General features: G+C 47.1%; 15 protein-coding genes and 1 riboswitch. Of the genes, 5 read left to right on the top strand and 10 right to left on the bottom strand.

The window, feature by feature from the left end; genetic code table 11:
• Window positions 1-14 precede the first annotated feature (14 nt).
• The 5 genes from POF51_RS10910 to POF51_RS10930 form a co-directional block, all read right to left on the bottom strand.
• Window positions 15-791 carry an ABC transporter ATP-binding protein gene (locus POF51_RS10910; RefSeq protein WP_144617864.1) on the bottom strand — a complete coding sequence of 259 codons (777 nt, stop codon included), beginning with the start codon at window positions 789-791 and terminating at the stop codon, window positions 15-17.
• 21 nt (window positions 792-812) lie between these two features.
• The gene (locus POF51_RS10915) at window positions 813-2,096 is read right to left on the bottom strand and encodes a branched-chain amino acid ABC transporter permease (protein WP_069847335.1); all 1,284 of its coding nucleotides are present in this window, start codon (window positions 2,094-2,096) and stop codon (window positions 813-815) included.
• A 9-nt stretch (window positions 2,097-2,105) separates the two neighbouring features.
• The gene (locus POF51_RS10920) at window positions 2,106-3,152 is read right to left on the bottom strand and encodes a branched-chain amino acid ABC transporter permease (protein WP_017249727.1); all 1,047 of its coding nucleotides are present in this window, start codon (window positions 3,150-3,152) and stop codon (window positions 2,106-2,108) included.
• A 61-nt stretch (window positions 3,153-3,213) separates the two neighbouring features.
• Complete coding sequence (locus POF51_RS10925) at window positions 3,214-4,449, bottom strand: branched-chain amino acid ABC transporter substrate-binding protein (RefSeq protein ID WP_017249726.1); 1,236 nt, start codon at window positions 4,447-4,449, stop codon at window positions 3,214-3,216.
• 224 nt (window positions 4,450-4,673) lie between these two features.
• A complete protein-coding gene (locus tag POF51_RS10930; protein WP_069847518.1) occupies window positions 4,674-6,431 on the bottom strand; it encodes an adenine deaminase C-terminal domain-containing protein in 1,758 nt (585 codons plus the stop codon).
• A gap of 193 nt (window positions 6,432-6,624) precedes the next feature.
• Between POF51_RS10930 and POF51_RS10935 the strand changes: the two genes are divergently transcribed.
• The 4 genes from POF51_RS10935 to POF51_RS10950 all read left to right on the top strand — a co-directional run bounded on the left by POF51_RS10935 (window position 6,625) and on the right by POF51_RS10950 (window position 9,092).
• Window positions 6,625-7,164 carry a YgaP family membrane protein gene (locus POF51_RS10935; protein WP_017249724.1) on the top strand — a complete coding sequence of 180 codons (540 nt, stop codon included), beginning with the start codon at window positions 6,625-6,627 and terminating at the stop codon, window positions 7,162-7,164.
• A gap of 18 nt (window positions 7,165-7,182) precedes the next feature.
• Window positions 7,183-7,317, top strand: a complete 135-nt coding sequence (locus POF51_RS10940; RefSeq protein ID WP_017249723.1) for an EYxxD motif small membrane protein — start codon at window positions 7,183-7,185, stop codon at window positions 7,315-7,317.
• Window positions 7,318-7,488: 171 nt separating this feature from the next.
• Window positions 7,489-7,872 (top strand): MarR family winged helix-turn-helix transcriptional regulator, encoded by a 384-nt coding sequence (locus tag POF51_RS10945; protein ID WP_442869531.1) that lies wholly within the window; start codon window positions 7,489-7,491, stop codon window positions 7,870-7,872.
• A gap of 11 nt (window positions 7,873-7,883) precedes the next feature.
• A complete protein-coding gene (locus POF51_RS10950; protein WP_174230738.1) occupies window positions 7,884-9,092 on the top strand; it encodes an MFS transporter in 1,209 nt (402 codons plus the stop codon).
• A gap of 83 nt (window positions 9,093-9,175) precedes the next feature.
• On the opposite strand, the gene POF51_RS10955 is transcribed toward POF51_RS10950, so the two are convergent.
• The 5 genes from POF51_RS10955 to POF51_RS10975 all read right to left on the bottom strand — a co-directional run bounded on the left by POF51_RS10955 (window position 9,176) and on the right by POF51_RS10975 (window position 14,853).
• Window positions 9,176-10,021 (bottom strand): hypothetical protein, encoded by an 846-nt coding sequence (locus POF51_RS10955; RefSeq protein ID WP_173622584.1) that lies wholly within the window; start codon window positions 10,019-10,021, stop codon window positions 9,176-9,178.
• Between the two features lie 83 nt (window positions 10,022-10,104).
• On the bottom strand, window positions 10,105-11,088 hold the full coding sequence (locus tag POF51_RS10960) for a hypothetical protein (RefSeq protein WP_100169720.1): 984 nt from the start codon (window positions 11,086-11,088) through the stop codon (window positions 10,105-10,107).
• A 298-nt stretch (window positions 11,089-11,386) separates the two neighbouring features.
• Window positions 11,387-12,664: a phosphoribosylamine--glycine ligase gene (gene purD, locus POF51_RS10965; RefSeq protein ID WP_271755372.1), complete on the bottom strand. Its 1,278-nt coding sequence runs from the start codon at window positions 12,662-12,664 to the stop codon at window positions 11,387-11,389.
• A gap of 79 nt (window positions 12,665-12,743) precedes the next feature.
• Complete coding sequence (gene purH / locus POF51_RS10970) at window positions 12,744-14,294, bottom strand: bifunctional phosphoribosylaminoimidazolecarboxamide formyltransferase/IMP cyclohydrolase (RefSeq protein ID WP_069847346.1); 1,551 nt, start codon at window positions 14,292-14,294, stop codon at window positions 12,744-12,746.
• Window positions 14,295-14,475: 181 nt separating this feature from the next.
• Window positions 14,476-14,853 carry a hypothetical protein gene (locus tag POF51_RS10975; protein WP_106834480.1) on the bottom strand — a complete coding sequence of 126 codons (378 nt, stop codon included), beginning with the start codon at window positions 14,851-14,853 and terminating at the stop codon, window positions 14,476-14,478.
• A 170-nt stretch (window positions 14,854-15,023) separates the two neighbouring features.
• Between POF51_RS10975 and POF51_RS10980 the strand changes: the two genes are divergently transcribed.
• On the top strand, window positions 15,024-17,138 hold the full coding sequence (locus POF51_RS10980) for an EAL domain-containing protein (RefSeq protein ID WP_271755373.1): 2,115 nt from the start codon (window positions 15,024-15,026) through the stop codon (window positions 17,136-17,138).
• A 119-nt stretch (window positions 17,139-17,257) separates the two neighbouring features.
• Window positions 17,258-17,426: riboswitch (M-box (ykoK) riboswitch) on the top strand.
• Window positions 17,427-17,497: the final 71 nt, after the last annotated feature.

Genomic DNA, 17,497 nt, shown 5'->3' on the forward strand with positions numbered 1-17,497 from the left:
CGATTTTCCTCCTTCTACGACACGTCCGACGCACTTTTTCCGAGATAGGCCTCAATGACGTTAGGGTTATTGCGGATTTGTTCGGGTGTTCCTTCTGCAATTTTTCTCCCGTAATCCAGCACGTGAATGTATTCGCTAAGTCCCATGACCAACTTCATATCATGCTCGATCAAGATAATCGTCAAATCGAGCTCTTTTTTCAGCCGACGAATAAAATCCGTCATCTCAACCGTCTCGCGAGGGTTCATCCCTGCCGCTGGTTCATCGAGCAAAATGATTTGCGGATTGGTCGCCATCGCCCGGGCAATTTCCAATCTTCGTTGTAACCCGTAAGGCAGACTCCCTGCTGCTTCATTGGCAATATGTGAGATCCCGACATACTCCATGAGCTGATAAGCCTCAACGCGCGTCCGCTCTTCCTCCTGGCGTACCCGTTTGGAATTGAACAGGATTCCGAGAATTCCAGCCGATAAGCGGCTATGCACACCCACCATGACATTTTCCAATGCCGTCATTTCTTTGAACAGACGAATGTTTTGAAAAGTACGGGTGATACCGCGACTCGCGATCTGATCAGGACGAAGCTTCTTGATGCTTTTGCCGTTCAGCAGGATTTCTCCCTCGTCTGGCTCGTAAAATCCGGTAATCATATTGAAAAAAGTCGTTTTTCCGGCCCCATTCGGACCGATGACAGCCGTAATGCTTCCTTTTTCGATCCCAATCGAGACGTCTTGATTGGCTACCAAGCCACCAAAGCGCTTCGTTAAATTTTTTGCCTCTAACAATGCCATGCTCATTTCCCTCCTCGTCCGCTATGACTGTTTTCCAGAAGTCAATTGGGACAGTTTACCGAGAATCCCCAGCTTTTCTTTGCCAAACTCGCTATTTTTGATCGCATCGAGATCGTTTTTCTTCCGTTTGGCCGGAATCAATCCGTTAGGGCGATACAAGGCAACGAGAATGAGCATAATTCCGAAAATGAGTCGTTGGAACTTGGATGGGTCCAGCTGGTTAGGCAAACTGATGATCCCCGCATTTTGCAGACCGTGCAGGAAGTTGGAGAATTCTTTTAACAGCTGTACCTGCAAGATTGTGACAAAAGCAGCACCAAGCACAACCCCTGGTATGCTGCCACTACCACCCAGAATGACCATGACCAATATCCCGATCGATTCCATCAGCGTAAAGGAGGTCGGATCGATAAACGTCTGCTTGGCCGCAAAGATAACACCGACGACACCAGCAAAGGAAGCACCCAAGGCAAATGCAGCCAGCTTGGTATTCAACAGGGAAATCCCCATAGACTGGGCAGCCAGCTCATCCTCACGTACCGCAATCCATGCACGGCCCAAACGAGAATGCTCAAAGCGTATATTCGCCAAAACGATAAAGGCAATCACAAACAACACGATGAAGTAAAAGTAAAACGGCGTCCCCATTTTGATCCCAAACAACTCTGGAGACGGAATCGGCGTGATTCCCTGCGGACCGTTGGTGATGTTGATGGGCTTATCCAGGTTGTTGAAAACAATGCGAATGATTTCACCGAAGCCCAAGGTCACGATCGCGAGGTAATCTCCTTTTACTCTGAGAACTGGCAATCCTAACAATATTCCGAAAACAGCAGCCACAATCAAGCCGACTATGAGAAATGGCCAAAACCACTCACCGGATAGCGGGAACAGGTTCCCTGCAATAAACTCATTCGCTTGCGAAGTCGAGAAAATCGCGTACGCATAAGCCCCAGCAGCAAAAAACGCGACGTAACCCAAGTCAAGCAGACCAGCAAAGCCTACTACGATATTCAGGCCCAAAGCCATCGCTACGTAAATGCCTACCTGTGATGCTACCTCCATGTAGTAACGGTTTTCACCAGCTACCAACGGAATGATCAGGAGGAGAACGATAGCGCCAATCACCATCTTGATCGTCTTTGAGGTATTGGTGTAATAGACAAGCACAATGGAAGAAAGAATACCGAGAAACGCAATGACCGATTTATCCATAAGGTACAACGCGGCAGAAAAAGCTACAATCCAAATCAACGTGAATACCAGCGGAATGCCTTTAAACGATTTCCAAGCGAGATTTGCCATTTATTTCACCTACACTTTCTCTTTTACAGCTTCGCCAAACAGTCCTTCCGGCTTGAAGAGAAGCACGAGAATTAAAATACTGAACGCGAACACGTCTTTGTACTCTGCACCAAAGGCTCCGTTGGTCAACGGCCCCATAAAGGCACCGGACAGGGATTCCAGAAGACCGAGGAGTACGCCACCGATCATCGCACCACGCAGGTTCCCAATCCCGCCGAGTACGGCAGCTGTAAATGCTTTTAATCCAAGAATAAAACCGATATACGGATCGATCGTCCCGTAGTTTTGCGCAAACAGAACACCTGTAGCGCCACCCAGGCTGGAGCCAATCAAAAACGTAAGCATGATTACTTTGTTTACATTTATGGTCATCAGCGAAGCCGTACTCTGGTCTTGTGCGACGGCGCGCATGGCGATTCCCCATTTTGTTTTATTCACAAATAACGTCAACGCAATCATCATGACGATCGCAATTACAATTACGATCAATCCTTTTGTTGGAATCGTAGCAATACTTCCTAATGGAATCGAACCTGTAAAAAGAGCGGGACTGTTCAGATAAAACTCATTACGAGCCAGTGCTTCTGTAAAACGTACGAGGTCTTGCAGCAAAAACGATACGCCAATCGCCGAAATCAACGGCACAAGCCGAGGTGCTCCGCGCAATGGTCGATAGGCAATCCTCTCAATTCCTACCCCCAAAGCACCAGTTAATACCATGGCAATTATGAGTGTTATGAAAAGTGCGACAAATGGATTCATACCTTCAAGTGCCCCTAGCGCATCAGAGATCAATAATACCTCTGTACCGATAAAGGCTCCGACCATGAAAATGTCTCCATGGGCAAAGTTGATAATTTCCAAAATCCCGTAAACCATAGTGTAGCCTAAAGCCACCACTGCGTACATAAATCCAAGTGTCAATCCGTCAACCAACACCTGCGGCAAAATATTGATCATGCTTTCCCATCCCTCATTTCTCTTGTAGACTTGTACAAATTTTCTGCATCCATTCCGTTGACTGGACTTATTTTCTCGTGGAAAAGGGGCCAACACCGGCGTGCAGCCCCCTATCCTGATATGAGGCATGGGAGTGTGTGCGCGTTGTGTGGTGTGATTACTCGGCCTTGCCTACGAAAATGGATTTGTCCTTGTCAAACTTGTAAATGAATACATCTGCATTTGTGTTGTCACCTTTTTCATCAAAGGTAACCTTGGTGAATTGACCCTGAAAATCTTTGGTTTTGTGAACTGCATCGAGGACTTGCTCGCGGGTTGGTTTTTTGCCTCCGTTCGCTTTGGTCGCTTCCAAAACACCATTGAGGATGACGTTCATGGAGTCAAAACCGTAGACGGAATAGGTTTCCAGAGGCTTGTTTGTGGCTTTTTTGTACTCTTCAGCCCATTTCTTGCCCTCTTCGGTTTGCGTTACGTCCCCTGCTACTGACGTAAAGACTACACCTTCGACAGCATCACCGGCTATTTTTATCATATCAGAAGAATCCAAGCCGTCGCCACCCATAAAATAACCCTTAAATCCTTTTTCACGAGCTTGCTTGACCATAATTCCACCTTCTGGATAAAGACCGCCGAAGAAGATGATGTCCGGTTTTTTCACCGTTACCTGGTTAAGTACCGCGCTGTAGTCCTTTTCGCCCTGAGTAATGCCCTCAAAGCCAAGGATTTGGACTCCGTCCTTTTCGAATTGCATCTTCACTTGATCGCTCAGACCTTGGCCGTATGCTGTCTTATCATGGATAATATAGGCCGTTTTTACACCAAGTGTATTTTTTGCATAAAGAGCAGCCTTTGGTCCTTGTGCGTCATCGCGAGCACAAATTCGATGGACAGTTTTCTTGCCTTCCTCCGTGAGCTTCACCCCTGTATTGGCTGGGGATACCATGGTCAGCTTGCCTTCCTCGTACTTCACAGACGATGGAATCGCAACACCTGTGTTATAGTGCCCAACTACACCGTACACATCGGGATCAGAGATAAGCATCTCCGCATTGGATACCCCAATTTTTGGGTCACCTTGATCATCCTGAGGGAAAAGCTGGAGATCAAAGCCAAGTGCTTTAAACTCTTCCTTGCGCTTTTCGAGAGCGTAACCCGCGCCAGTCTTAATCGCATCTCCGACTGCGGAATTGCTCCCAGACAGAGGGGATTGTGTGGCAATTTTGATGAGACCACCCTCTGTCGTTCCGCCACCGCTGTTGCCTGGAGTTGATTGACTTTGCCCCCCGCTTGCGTTACTTCCGCCGCTTGAATTACTGTTTCCTGCGCAACCTGTTAATGCCATACTCGCAGCCAATACCGCAGATAAAACCCCGACATAAGAACGCTTTTTCATTCAGAATGAATCCCCCTTTTATCATTCTTTGTTCTTGTTACCCAGTCCATCTACCTCGTTAGCCAGGTTGCGACTTTCAAAAATGATGACTCTTCGGGGATAAAGATAGATGAGGCTTGGTTGCTTTTATTTTAAAATAAATCTGATAATTTACAAGAAGTAAAATATTTTTTATGTACATATATCATTGATGCACAAACAAAAAAACCCAAAAAAATACTCCCTCAAGGTAAAGGGAGTGCCGGAACAACGATTTGCCCACTCTTAATGTCGACAATGCCATCTGCCGTCAGACGCGCATATGGCAAGTGAGTAGCGGTAAAAAACAGAATTGAATAAATTGGATCGAGATGGACATGGCCTTTGGCACGGAGCTGATTTACCAAATTTTCACCCATACTGATCACTTCCTCCATCGGCGCAGACGTGAATTTTCCAGCAAGAGGCAATGGGCATTCGCAGATCATTTTTCCTTCATCCATCAGGACAACCCCGCCTTTTATTTCCCGAATACGCTCCAATGCTTGCGCCATCGCTTGGGGATTGCGTCCGATTACGATCCAATCGCCAGACGCGGAATAGGTGCTGGCCAGCCCTTCAAGCTGCTCACCGAAGCCACGAAGCACTGCCAATGTTCGCTTGCCGCCAGTCGCATCGATGATGGCGATAAGCGCCAACTGCGGATCATGCTGCAAAGTTACATAACCATCCTTATCAACGGGCATGTCCTCTAGCGACAACCGCGTGATAACGGCATTCAGCATTTCCAAGACCGGGGCCTTCCTGTCTTCATCTAGCCGTAGACGGAACCATTCGGGATTCGCTCTCTTCGCCAAGGGATCTTGCAATTCCAACGAAGCTTCATCCCATTGTGGCTGAACCGTTGGAACAAGCAAGATTCCATTTTCTGCTGCCAGTTGTCCATTTGCAATCACGATGGATGGTGTCGGTTGATCCTTTGCAGTCAACAACAGCATATCCGCGATTCGTCCCGGTGCAATTCCGCCGATCTCCGCGTCCAGCCCGTAATAGACAGCCGGGTTCAACGTCGCCATGACATATGCTTCCTCTGGCGGCATCCCCGCTTCGATGGCCACACGGATCGTACTATTCATGAACCCGTCACGATGCATCGGCGGTGTGCTTCCATCCGATGTCAGCATCATCCGTGATGACCACGGCACCCCCAGCGCAAGCCACCCTTTCACCAGCTCCGGCAGATCAGGGCGAATGGAGGAATGGCGCAGTGTCGCATACATGCCTAAACGGATGCGCGACAACAAATCTGCTGCATGGATGGCTTCATGACAAGCTGTTACGCCAGCTGCTGCGGCAATGTTCAAGGTCTCGTAAGAAGCTCCCGGATGATGCCCTTCCATCCTTTTGCCTAAATCCCGCGCATGCTTCAAACCAAAAAGCAGCGTCTCATCCTCTTGTAAAACCCCGCCCCAATTCGTCAACTCCCCACCTTGGATCACTCTTGGATGCTCCAACATTCGCGCCAAGCTTTCCTTAGTGAACGCCGGATGAGCCCTCCCTGTCTGCGGATCGAGTCTGCCCCAGAAAAATTGCTTCACCGGATGAGCTGCCAGAGAATCCATGATCGCTGCCGTTTGCGAAAAAGGAAGATGCATGAGCATCAGTGAGTCCGACACCATTCCAGTCGTTCCCGTTTGCAGTGCAAAGTCAGCCAACGTGTAAGGGTTATACCATTGAAACGGATGCGCGTGTGGCTCGATGTAACCTGGCACGAGATACTGCCCAGCCGCCTCCATGATCACGGTCTGGTCATCGACCAACGGCTCTTTTTCTCCTACATAAGCAATACGTTCTCCTGCCACTACGACGTGATGCTCTTGCCATTCTTTTGTGTACACATTGAGAACGCTTGCGCCTTTTATCCAGAGGCTTGCCGGTGCCTGACGTCTGCTCACGCGAATCATGTTCAAGTAATCACGATCTGATATGGCTCGTACGCGCATCATTTCTTCTCTCCTTGCTGGTCTGCCGATGTTTTCAAAAAATGAACGATCATTCATTGCTCTCTACAGCTTCGCCGCCCATAAATCATTCCCCTGCAAGCTTGGTGATGGTAGTAACAATTCCCACGGGTGTCTTGTCGCCCTTCATCGCAGACTATCGAATAGAAGTCATTGCGACAGGAGGACAACTCTCATGCATAAAAACGTAGGTAGAACGGATGCCATGATTCGTATGACTGGCGGTCTGTTAGGCTTGGCATACGGCATCGGAAGAATGAGTCGTCGCCCATACAATGCTCCATGGCTGCTCATGGCATTTTCAGCAATGAAAGTAGCAGAAGGGGCTACGCGCTTTTGTCCGATGTACGCAGCGATGGGCATCAATACGACAAAAGGGAATGGCATGCAGGGCATGATGGATCAGCTCAAGAAAAAAGGCGTGCAGATGGCGGTCAATCAGTTCACGCGCTCCATGAATATTGCGCCCATCAAAGACTCGAACAATAGCCAAGATGATGCGAGCAACACTTCAGCGACAACGAATAAGGCAAACATACAGTATTCTGCAAGCCCACAATCATCAGCGAACCAGGAAAAACAACCAATCGACAATCAGCAAAACGCGCAGCTTACTCCCGAGGATCAACTTCTCGAAAAGGCGGCAAGAGAGTTCATTTCATTTCGTTCCCAAGAAAATAACAACAGCAGCAATCGCTACCCCACGTACACATAAGGAGAGGAGGCACTGCATATGCTTGTCGGCTCCCAGATGTATGAATGGATGTCGCATAACTTCTTTGTCATTGCCATGATCATTGGCGTCATCGGCGTGATGGGATATTACTTCTTTCGAACGTCGAGAAGAAAAGGAAGGTATCGTCAGTAAAGGAAAAGCAACCAACCGCCTGTCATCGGGCGGTTTTTTCCATTTACATAATTACTTGTTATACATATAATTGTCATTGCAAGTATTTTTGAACGAAAGAGGGTCATTCCCCTGATCGATCATTGGCAAAAAGAACCGGTTGGATTTCTCGTTGGAAATACATACCGGAGAATGATTCATTATGTCTCTCTTTTTTTAAAGGAGTTTGATTTGACCACGGAGCAGTTTGCCGTCCTGTATCGGCTACGAGAAGAAGAGGGTATCAATCAAAAAGAGCTGGCCCAGCGCTCGGCCAAGGATCAGCCTTCCATGACACGCATTTTAGACACACTCGCCAAAAAAGGCTTTATCGAAAAGACATTGAGCGAACAAGACCGCCGTGCCTACATCATTACCCTTTCCCCGAAAGGACGGGAATGGATTGAGCAGGCGATTCCCGTAGAGGCTCATGCCGTTGCAGACATTTTGGAAGGGATCTCTCCTGAAAAGCTAGCCTTCTTGCGGGAAATCTTGCTGGAGATGAACGAGAACATCAATAGAAAAACGACAGACTAGGAGTGACAGCATTGGGAGAGAGTAGAGAGAGACTGTGGACGAGAGATTTTGTCCTGTTAACGGTATGTAATTTGATGTTGTTTCTCACTGTTCAAATGCAGACCCCAACATTCCCTGCCTATGTGAAGGAAGCGTATCAGGCCAATGATTTTGTCGTCAGCCTGGTCATTAGCTTGTTTTCACTTTCAGCAGTGGTCGCAAGGGTGTTTACTGGGGAAGCATTGAAAACGAAAAACAGTAAGATCTTGGCGATCGTAGCACTTGGATTCGTCGCTATTTTTAGCGCAGGCTATTACTGGGCTGGAAGCATTGTTTTCTTTCTTCTGTTGCGAATCTTGGTCGGCATCGGCTTTGGTATGGGCAGCACGACCTTTCCGACGATTGTCTCCAATGTGATTCCAGCCAAACGGATCGGCGAAGGCATGGGGTATTTTGGCTTATCGACCAGCTTGGCTATGGCGCTCGGTCCGATGATTGGACTTGGACTGTTGAATTCGTTTGGGTTTGGCTGGATGCTCATGGTTCTCGTGCTACTCGTTGCTATTATTTTTCCGTTGATGCATTTCATTCGTGCGTACAATCGACTTCCTGTGTCGACCGAAAACACGCCCTCCGTCACAGGCATTCGCCGGTTCTATGATAAAAAGCTGCTGCTTCCAGCTGGATTGAATTTTTGTCTATCCATTACGTATGGCGGGATTCTCAGCTTTTTGGCCTTGTACGGAAAAGAAGCCCACATTGAGAATGTTGGCTGGTTTTTCCTTACGAATGCACTGGCGATGGTGTTGATTCGTCCTTTTTCCGGCAAGCTGTATGATCGCAAAGGGCACATTGCCGTCCTGCCTCCTGGTGCGATTTTCGTCGGGGTCAGCCTTTTGCTCCTGTCCCTGACAACAACAGAGTCCTTGCTTCTCGTCTCTGCTGCCTTCTACGGGCTTGGCTATGGCATGATTCAGCCTTCTATCCAGGCGTGGATGGTAAAGGTCGTCACACCTGAGCAACGCGGCATGGCGAATGGACTGTTCTTTAATTCCATCGATCTGGGGATCGCGGTCGGCTCTGTGCTCCTCGGTGTCATTGCTACACATTCGAGCTACTCTGTCATGTACCGCTGGTCGGCAGCGTGCTTGCTGCTGTTCCTCATCGTTTATTTCCTTTCGCAGCTGGCTGCTGCCAAGGCGAAAAAGGCGGCGCTGACGAGTGAAAACGTTGGTGTGTAGTTGAAACAACCTATTTTCCCCATAAAAAAGCTGCTCCCTATGAACAAATTTCTTCATGGGGAACAGCTACTTCGTTATAACACCTATGGACTAGTAACCAAACAACATTTGTAACCTTCTGCATCCGGCTCATGATGAAAAATAATCGTCCAGGTTAATGTAGAGTCAAAGATATACAGATCAAAAGTAAAGCGGGTGTATGATTGTAATAATCGCTTGGTACTCAGCCTGAATACTTTATTTCGAGTGAAGTCTCTTCCAATCGAACTAACAGAATCCCAGAAAAATAATACTTCTTCTTTGTCATGAAGATAATCCATCGCTTCTGAAACTGTTAACCCTGTGGTTCTGTCTCCCTGGATAAATCCCCATAAATAGCCTTTGTCTAGTTTTACGTACCGTTTGTAAAAAAACTCCCTTACACAATCACCCTTGACGTTAAAAAATGTATGAATGTATTGCTCTCTCAATTGGATTGACACTTCTTTAGAAAGTACAGGTATGTTACGAATGTTCAATACATCTTCTCTATACTCAACTGGACGATACATGTGCACAACAGTTGCCGTCTCGTCTTTTAGCATGAGAGTTCTAAATTCAATCTTTTCGATATCCTCATAATTCGTCATTGCAAACAGATCGTGTTCATTATTGGTTTGGCTCTTATGGATCATTGCAAAGGGACCAGTGGGAATGGTCACCACGACACACCCGTCAGGAACATGAGTGATGATACTTACTCGTCTACCTATCATTTTCTTTTCCGAAATCGAATTCCAAACTTCATAGTATAAATGACTGTCGACGACATTATTAATTTCACACAATCTGGAATCTGGCGCTTGCAAGAACTCGTCCCGATCATAGTAACAATCCACTTCAATACCAACTATAAAAAATGCTTCAACGTCAACAACCTTTAGTCGCATGGTATCTCCTTATTTTTCAGCAATCATATCAAGAAAGGGCGTAACAGAAAATAATGTTACTTCGAATCAGTTAACCTATATTTTTACCAAGGGAAGAAATGATGTCCGTCTAATCTTACCCACTGTCCACTAACCTTCTTTGTTAAATGGAAATGAGGAAGATTAGCTACCATCAATCTGCCATGCCTATCAAAATAATGGGGATCTTCGTATTCAAATTTATAGTTCTCCTGTGTTACAACTTTTTCTGCATAATTTTTGCTAACACTGAAGGTTTCCCCTCCCCTTCTTGCTTCTAATTGAGCCTGACTGAGAGTTAAAGGTTCAGAAATTATTATTCCACCGTCTGAGTTTAAATAAGCCTTGAAATGTTTTACTTTTTTCTTTTTAATTTGATATTCAACTTCTTCACTCATTGTAACACTTTTAGTCACAAATTTAATAAAGGACCTGCCAAAATATTCCCCTATTTCCTTAGCAAGGGCACCCTGGTTTGCAACATAATCGCCTACAAATTCACCTGTTATTACCGCTCCTGTAACAAGAGCTATAAAATCCCCAACAGGTATTGGGCCATCAATCGCAGCAATAACCCCCAATGCTGCTAAGCGTTTAAGTAACTGTTTCTCAGTTATTTTAATCCCTATATCTTCTAATACTGTTAGAGCGTGGCTCGTCGTTATACTTCTGATCTCCACCTCTTCTGGGAATTCATTGTGGATCTGATAGTAATCATAATATTCTTTAGCAAGCGCATCTATTCGCTCAAAGTCCCTCTGTAAAGCTTCTTTATCTATTACCGGCATATTATTATCGTTGTTCTCAGACTGAGTTGTATTATCTGCATACTCATCAACAATTAAGGCAATTTCTTCGAACAAGTAATATTCGTTATTTTCCAAGTACTTATCTAACTCAGCACTCAATTTTTTGGAATTATCTGTACCCTCTTCTGACAACATGTTTATATACTGTTCAATTTCATTTCGCTGAATATAGCCGTCATTCTCATCGCTCGTTTTTGCAAAAATACCACTAGCATTTCCAAATAACAATGCGATGACCATAAACACCGTTATCCACCTTTGATTCTTAAACATAAATTCAGTTGATACTACATATTGTAGCAATCAACCTTCCGCCCCCTTCAATAAATATTTTTGGTAAATATTACATATATTTCCATAAACATTTATACTACATTCACCATCTTCGGTAAATAGATTCAATAACTTTTGGAAAATTAAGTTATTTAATTCAAGGATTTGAATAAATAAAAGTGAATGCTAACGTGAACTCACTTATCTTTCAAAAAAAAACTGTTCCCTAGTAGAAATCCCCACTAAGGAACAGTTTCTTTTGCTGTTACGATTTTTGCTGATACTTCATCGCTCGTGCCGCAATATCCGTGCGGTACTGCGCCCCATCAAACGAGATCCCTTGGACCTTCGCATACGCTGTCTCACGCGCTTGCGCCAAATCCGCTCCGGCTGCCACGACGCCAAGCACACGGCCACCGCTCGTAACGATGCCTTCCTCGGTTGCCTTCGTACCTGCGTGAAACACCGTAGCTCCCTCGTTTGCCTGACCCAGTCCCTGAATCAACGCACCCTTTGGATATTCTCCCGGATAACCCGGGGCTGCCATGACGACACAGACAGCACTTCCTTTTTGCCACGTCACATCAACTGCATCAAGCTCACCATTGATCGTTCCGACAAAAATATCGAGCAAATCTGTTTCGAGCAACGGCAAGAGCACCTGTGTCTCTGGATCGCCAAAACGCGCATTGAATTCCACGACTTTCGGGCCTTGCTCCGTAATCATCAGACCTGTGTAGAGAATGCCTTTGAACGGAATGCCATCCTTGGCCATCCCTAACGCCATCGGCTGGACAATCGTTTTGACGATCTCGTCTACCAGCTCAGCAGACATTTGCGGTACCGGGGCGTATGTTCCCATGCCGCCTGTATTGGGACCTCGGTCATCATTGAAGATTCGCTTATGATCCTGAGAAGTAATCATCGGCTTAACTGTCTCTCCATCGACGAAAGACAGCAGCGACAGCTCTTCGCCGAACATGCACTCCTCAATGACCACGCGCGCTCCCGCTTCACCAAAGACGCTTTCCTGCATGATCTGACGGAGTGCCTCTTCCGCTTCCTCCACTGTTTCTGCGACAACGACCCCTTTCCCCGCTGCCAAGCCGTCCGCTTTGACAACGATAGGAGCTCCCTGCTCTCTCACGTACGCACTCGCGGATTCGTAATCCAGAAACGATTCATAGGCAGACGTCGGAATCTCGTAGCGTTTCATTAAATTTTTCGCAAAAGACTTGCTGCCCTCGATCATTGCCGCTTTTTGGTTCGGGCCATAGATCGGCAGATTGCGCTCCTGGAAAAATTCAACAATCCCCGCCAGCAAAGGATCTTCCGGGCCAACGACTGTCAGATCAATTCCCTCATCTTTGACGAATTGAGCCAGTGCAGCAAAATCGAAAACGCCAATCGGCACGTTTTGTGCTATTTGGGCGGTGCCCCCATTTCCTGGCGCACAGTATACCTTTGTCACTTTAGAGCTCTGCAACAGCTTCCAGGCAATCGTGTGTTCTCGACCGCCACCGCCGATCACTAATATTTTCATTGTATTTCCTCCTGTGTGAGAGGTAATCCACTCTTAAATACGTGATAAAAAAGCGAACGTTACTCCCGAATAGCCTCTTTTAGTGCTTGAAATGACGAGTGCCGGTAAAGATCATCGCAATGCCCGCTCGGTTGCAAGCATCAATCGATTCTTGGTCGCGAATGGAGCCGCCTGGCTGGATGATAGCGGTAATCCCTGCTTTGGCTGCCGCTTCCACGGTATCTCCCATCGGGAAAAAGGCATCCGAAGCCATAACCGCGCCACTTGCCAATGCACCTGCTTGCTCGATGGCGATTTTCGCTGCCCCAACGCGGTTCATCTGACCTGCACCCACGCCGATGGTCATATTGTCTTTTGCCAAGAGAATCGCATTCGATTTGACGTGCTTGACGACTTTCCAAGCGAATTTCAGCTGTGCCAGCTCCTCTTCCGAAGGCTTACGGTCTGTGACCACTTGAATCTCGCTTTCTTCGAGCTGCTTGTAGTCGAAGTCTTGAATGAGTGCCCCGCCTGCAACAGGAGCCACGCGGAACAGATTGTCCACTTTTTTGGCTGGTTCATTCAGCGCAGGAATACGCAAGAGACGCAGGTTCTTTTTCTCATCCAGAACAGCCAACGCCTCTTCGGTGAAGTCTGGTGCAATGATAATTTCCAGGAAAATCTCTTTCATCGCGAGTGCGGTGTCACGGTCAATCGAGCGGTTTGCAGCCACGATCCCACCGAAAATAGAGACAGGGTCTGCTTCGTAAGCTTTTTGGTAAGCGGCGCGAATATCAGTACCGATCCCTACTCCACAAGGGTTGGAGTGTTTGATCGCAACGACAGCAGGCTCAGCGAATTCGCGTACAATCGCCAACGCTGCATCTGCGTCATTGATGTTGTTATAGGAAAGCTCTTTTCCTTGCAGTTGACTAGCATTCCCGATGCTCAACTGATCCGATAACGGCTCACGGTAAAATGCCGCACGTTGATGTGGATTTTCCCCATAGCGCAAATCTTGTGCTTTCTCGTAAGTCACCGTGTAGCTCTCAGGCAACAGTTCACCCACCTGCTCACTCAAATAGCGAGAGATCAAGGCATCATAGGCAGCCGTATGACGGAATACTTTTGCAGCTAGCTTGCGACGGGTTTCTAGCGTAGTATCGCCATTTGCCTCAATTTCTTCTGCTACTTTTTCGTAATCGGCTGCATCGACTACGACACTGACGAACGCATGATTTTTCGCAGCAGAGCGCAGCATCGTTGGTCCACCAATATCAATATTCTCAATGGCATCTTCATATGTCACGTCTGGCTTCGCTATCGTTTCCTTGAAAGGATAAAGGTTCACGACAACCAGATCAATGGTTTCAATCCCAAGGTCTTTTAGTTGCTGCACATGTGCTTCACTGTCCCTTACAGCCAAGAGGCCGCTGTGGATATTGGGATGCAACGTTTTGACGCGACCGTCCAGAATTTCTGGAAATCCAGTCACTTCAGAAATGCCAATGACGGGAACTCCCTCTGCTTTTAAGAGAGAAGCCGTACCCCCGGTAGAAATGATCTGTACCCCGGCGGCTACCAATCGACGGGCAAACGGAATCAATCCTGTCTTGTCAGAAACGCTGATCAACGCTTTTTTCACACTCACGGATAGAACCTCCTGAATTTTAGTGAAAACATGGGTAACTATTGACCAAAACACGAACAATACTTATATATTATAAAATAATTGTACGCTATTATCAACAACTTCGTCAGGAAAACAAACGCAGCCGCCCATGCCTGTTCGGCACTTGCGACTGCATACACCTACATTTGCTTTGATGAAGTTATCGTTTTTTCTTGCCTTTGCCTGATAGCTTTTTAATGCGACCTGACAGTGAGACTGATTTGCTTTTGGCATTCGCCCTGATTGGCTTGATCTGCTTCTTCGACTTGCGGCTCTTCGCCTTTACTTCTTTGGGCATTAAGTTCCCTAACTCTTCCATAGAGATGGATTCGCCGTCCTTTACACGATCCCTGACGCGCTCTTTCGTCTCCTCTGGCACTTCGAATCCCATGTTTCCCAGCTCATCGAGCAGTGCATCTACATTGGCTCCGCCCTTCGGCATTTTTTCCGCTAGCTTCATAATATCGTTAAGCGTCCATTGCCGCCCTGTTTTTTGGCTTAGCTTATCGAGCAAGTTCGAAACAAAATCTCCGCTCAAGTCGGCCCCTCCCTTTGTGGGAATATCCCTCTCTTACTGTATGTCACAAGAGTTGATTTGGTTTGTCATGATTCGCGGAGGAAGGAGAGCTGTCCAAATATTGACAATGATTTTCAGTTTCCTATAACATTTAAATGATACCAACAAAATCCAACAGTCCGGGGGCCCATATGAACTTTATTCGAAATTCTCTGTTTTCTCCGCCTGTTGACGGTTCTTTGGGTGGCTTGTCGTCCTCTACCCTACATGAAACCCTTTTACAACCAATCTTGGAGCATATGGAAGCAGGGGTGACTGTTTACGGGCTTGACGGCAATGTCCTTTTTTTCAACAAAGCTGCCAAACACTTCGGCATGTCCGAACCGATAAATCTGCACGAGCAAACATACGGCTCTTCTGCCTTTTATCATCCAGACGGCATTACTCCTGTAGCTTTTGGGGAGTTGCCGTCTGTTCGAGTATTATGCGGGGAAATCGTCAATGGCCAAGAATTGTGGACACAACCGAGCGGAAAAGCCGTTTCGATTCTCGTAGCCAATGGGAAGCTCCTCACCCAAGCATCTGGTGAACCTGTTGGTGCCCTGATCGTTACACACGATATTACGGAGCGTAAATGGGCTGAGCAACGGCTGGAGGTTAGCGAGCAGCGCTACAAATCACTGTTTGAGCACAACCCGGACATCGTGTGCTGGCTGGATCTGGCAGGCAAGTTCTTGAATCTGAATCCGGCGTTCGAAGTCGTCACTGGCTACAGCCTGAACGATCTTCGCAACCAGTCTTTTCAACAGTTGCTGGACAGAGAAGGCGTCAAGCGCGTCCTCTCCATGTCACGTCATACACAAAAAGGCGTATCCGATAATTACGATCTGTCTGTGCTCCATAAAAATGGAACGCGCATTGAGCTAAACGCCACCGTCGTCCCTATTGTCGTAAACGAGACCAATGTCGGCTATTTTGTCATTGCCAAAGATATTACCAAGCGCAAAGAAACCGAGAGAATGATTCACTACCTTGCCTACCATGATACACTGACAGGCCTGCCCAATCGCTCCTTATTCCAAAGCAAGCTGGAAGATTCGCTACTCCATGCCTCTCACCAAGCACAACCGCTTGCGATCCTGTTTCTGGACTTGGATCGCTTCAAATACATTAACGATACACTCGGCCATTCCACCGGGGATCATCTGCTTACGCAAGTTGCCGAGCGCTTGCGAGACAGCGTCGGTCCTCATGACACCGTTTGCCGTCTAGGCGGGGACGAATTTACCATCATCCTGTCAGGAATGGCTGACGATGAAGCGATGCATTTTGCTGAAAAGCTCATGCAAAAGCTCATCTCGCCGATCTTTTTGGGCAACCAAAGCTTCGTGGTCACTACCAGTATGGGCATCAGTCTCTTCCCTCAAGATGGAACTGACGCTGAAACCTTGATAAAAAATGCGGACACAGCGATGTACCAAGCCAAGGAACACGGCAGAAACAACTATCAGTTTTTTTGCCCCGAACTGAATATTGCTCTCGCCAAAAAAATGATGCTGGAAGCCGGTCTTCGAACCGCATTGGATCACAACGAGTTTCAGCTACATTACCAGCCGCAGTACGATCATGAAAAGATTGTCGGCCTGGAAGCCTTGATTCGTTGGCAGCATCCTGCATACGGAATTGTGTCCCCTCTTGATTTCATTCCCCTAGCCGAGGAAACGGGCTTGATCATCCCAATCGGTCAATGGGTGCTGGAAAAGGCCTGCCAACAATGCGTGGAATGGCAGCAGCAAGGCTTGCCACCTGTACGTCTCGCCGTGAACTTGTCCATGCGCCAGTTGCAAGACAAGCATCTGGTGACTATGGTCCAGCAAACGTTGCAGAAGACAGGTCTCGCCCCTGCTTACCTTGAGCTTGAAATTACCGAGAGCATCGCCATGCATCGACTCGATACAGTCATCCCGCGTCTTCAGGCACTTCAAGACATGGGGATCCATATTTCCATCGATGATTTCGGGACAGGCTATAGCTCGTTAAGTTGCTTGCAGTCGCTCCCGATCAACTCTTTGAAAATCGATCAGTCTTTCATGCGTAACATGTCCACCAACACGTCCATCGTGTCCGCGATTGCTGCCATGGCACATAGCTTGAGTCTTTCTCTAGTAGCCGAGGGCGTGGAGACAGAAGCGCAGCTGGAATTTTTACGCTCACTTGGCTGCAGCACCTTCCAGGGATATTTTTTCAGCAAACCTATTTCAGCAACCGAATGTGAGTGGTTGTTGGCAAACCTCGCAGCAAAATAGGGTGAGTCGGTCATAGTTAGAAGCCGACACCGTATGAAAGGACATGAATAACATGCATGTAGGACGAGAAAACATGATTGACAAATATTGGTGACAGGAATACGATGACAAAGTCAATCATTCATCCTCGTTAGGTGAGGCTCCTATACAAACATAGGCCACTGCCCGGAAATATCGAAAGATGCCAATGGGTAGAACAGGAACTGCCGAACTAAGGCTTTTCTTAAGGTGGCTAAGGAATGTTTCCTTTACGTTGTATAGTGCCAAAGCTCTGGTAGGGGGAGAAAAAGTGGTGTTATTTTGTGCACTTTTCTAACCCTCTAGATTCCCGCTAGAGGGTTTTTATTTTGAAAGGGGGG

This window comes from Brevibacillus sp. AG (genome assembly GCF_028369215.1).
Classification (GTDB): Bacteria; Bacillota; Bacilli; order Brevibacillales; family Brevibacillaceae; genus Brevibacillus; species Brevibacillus porteri.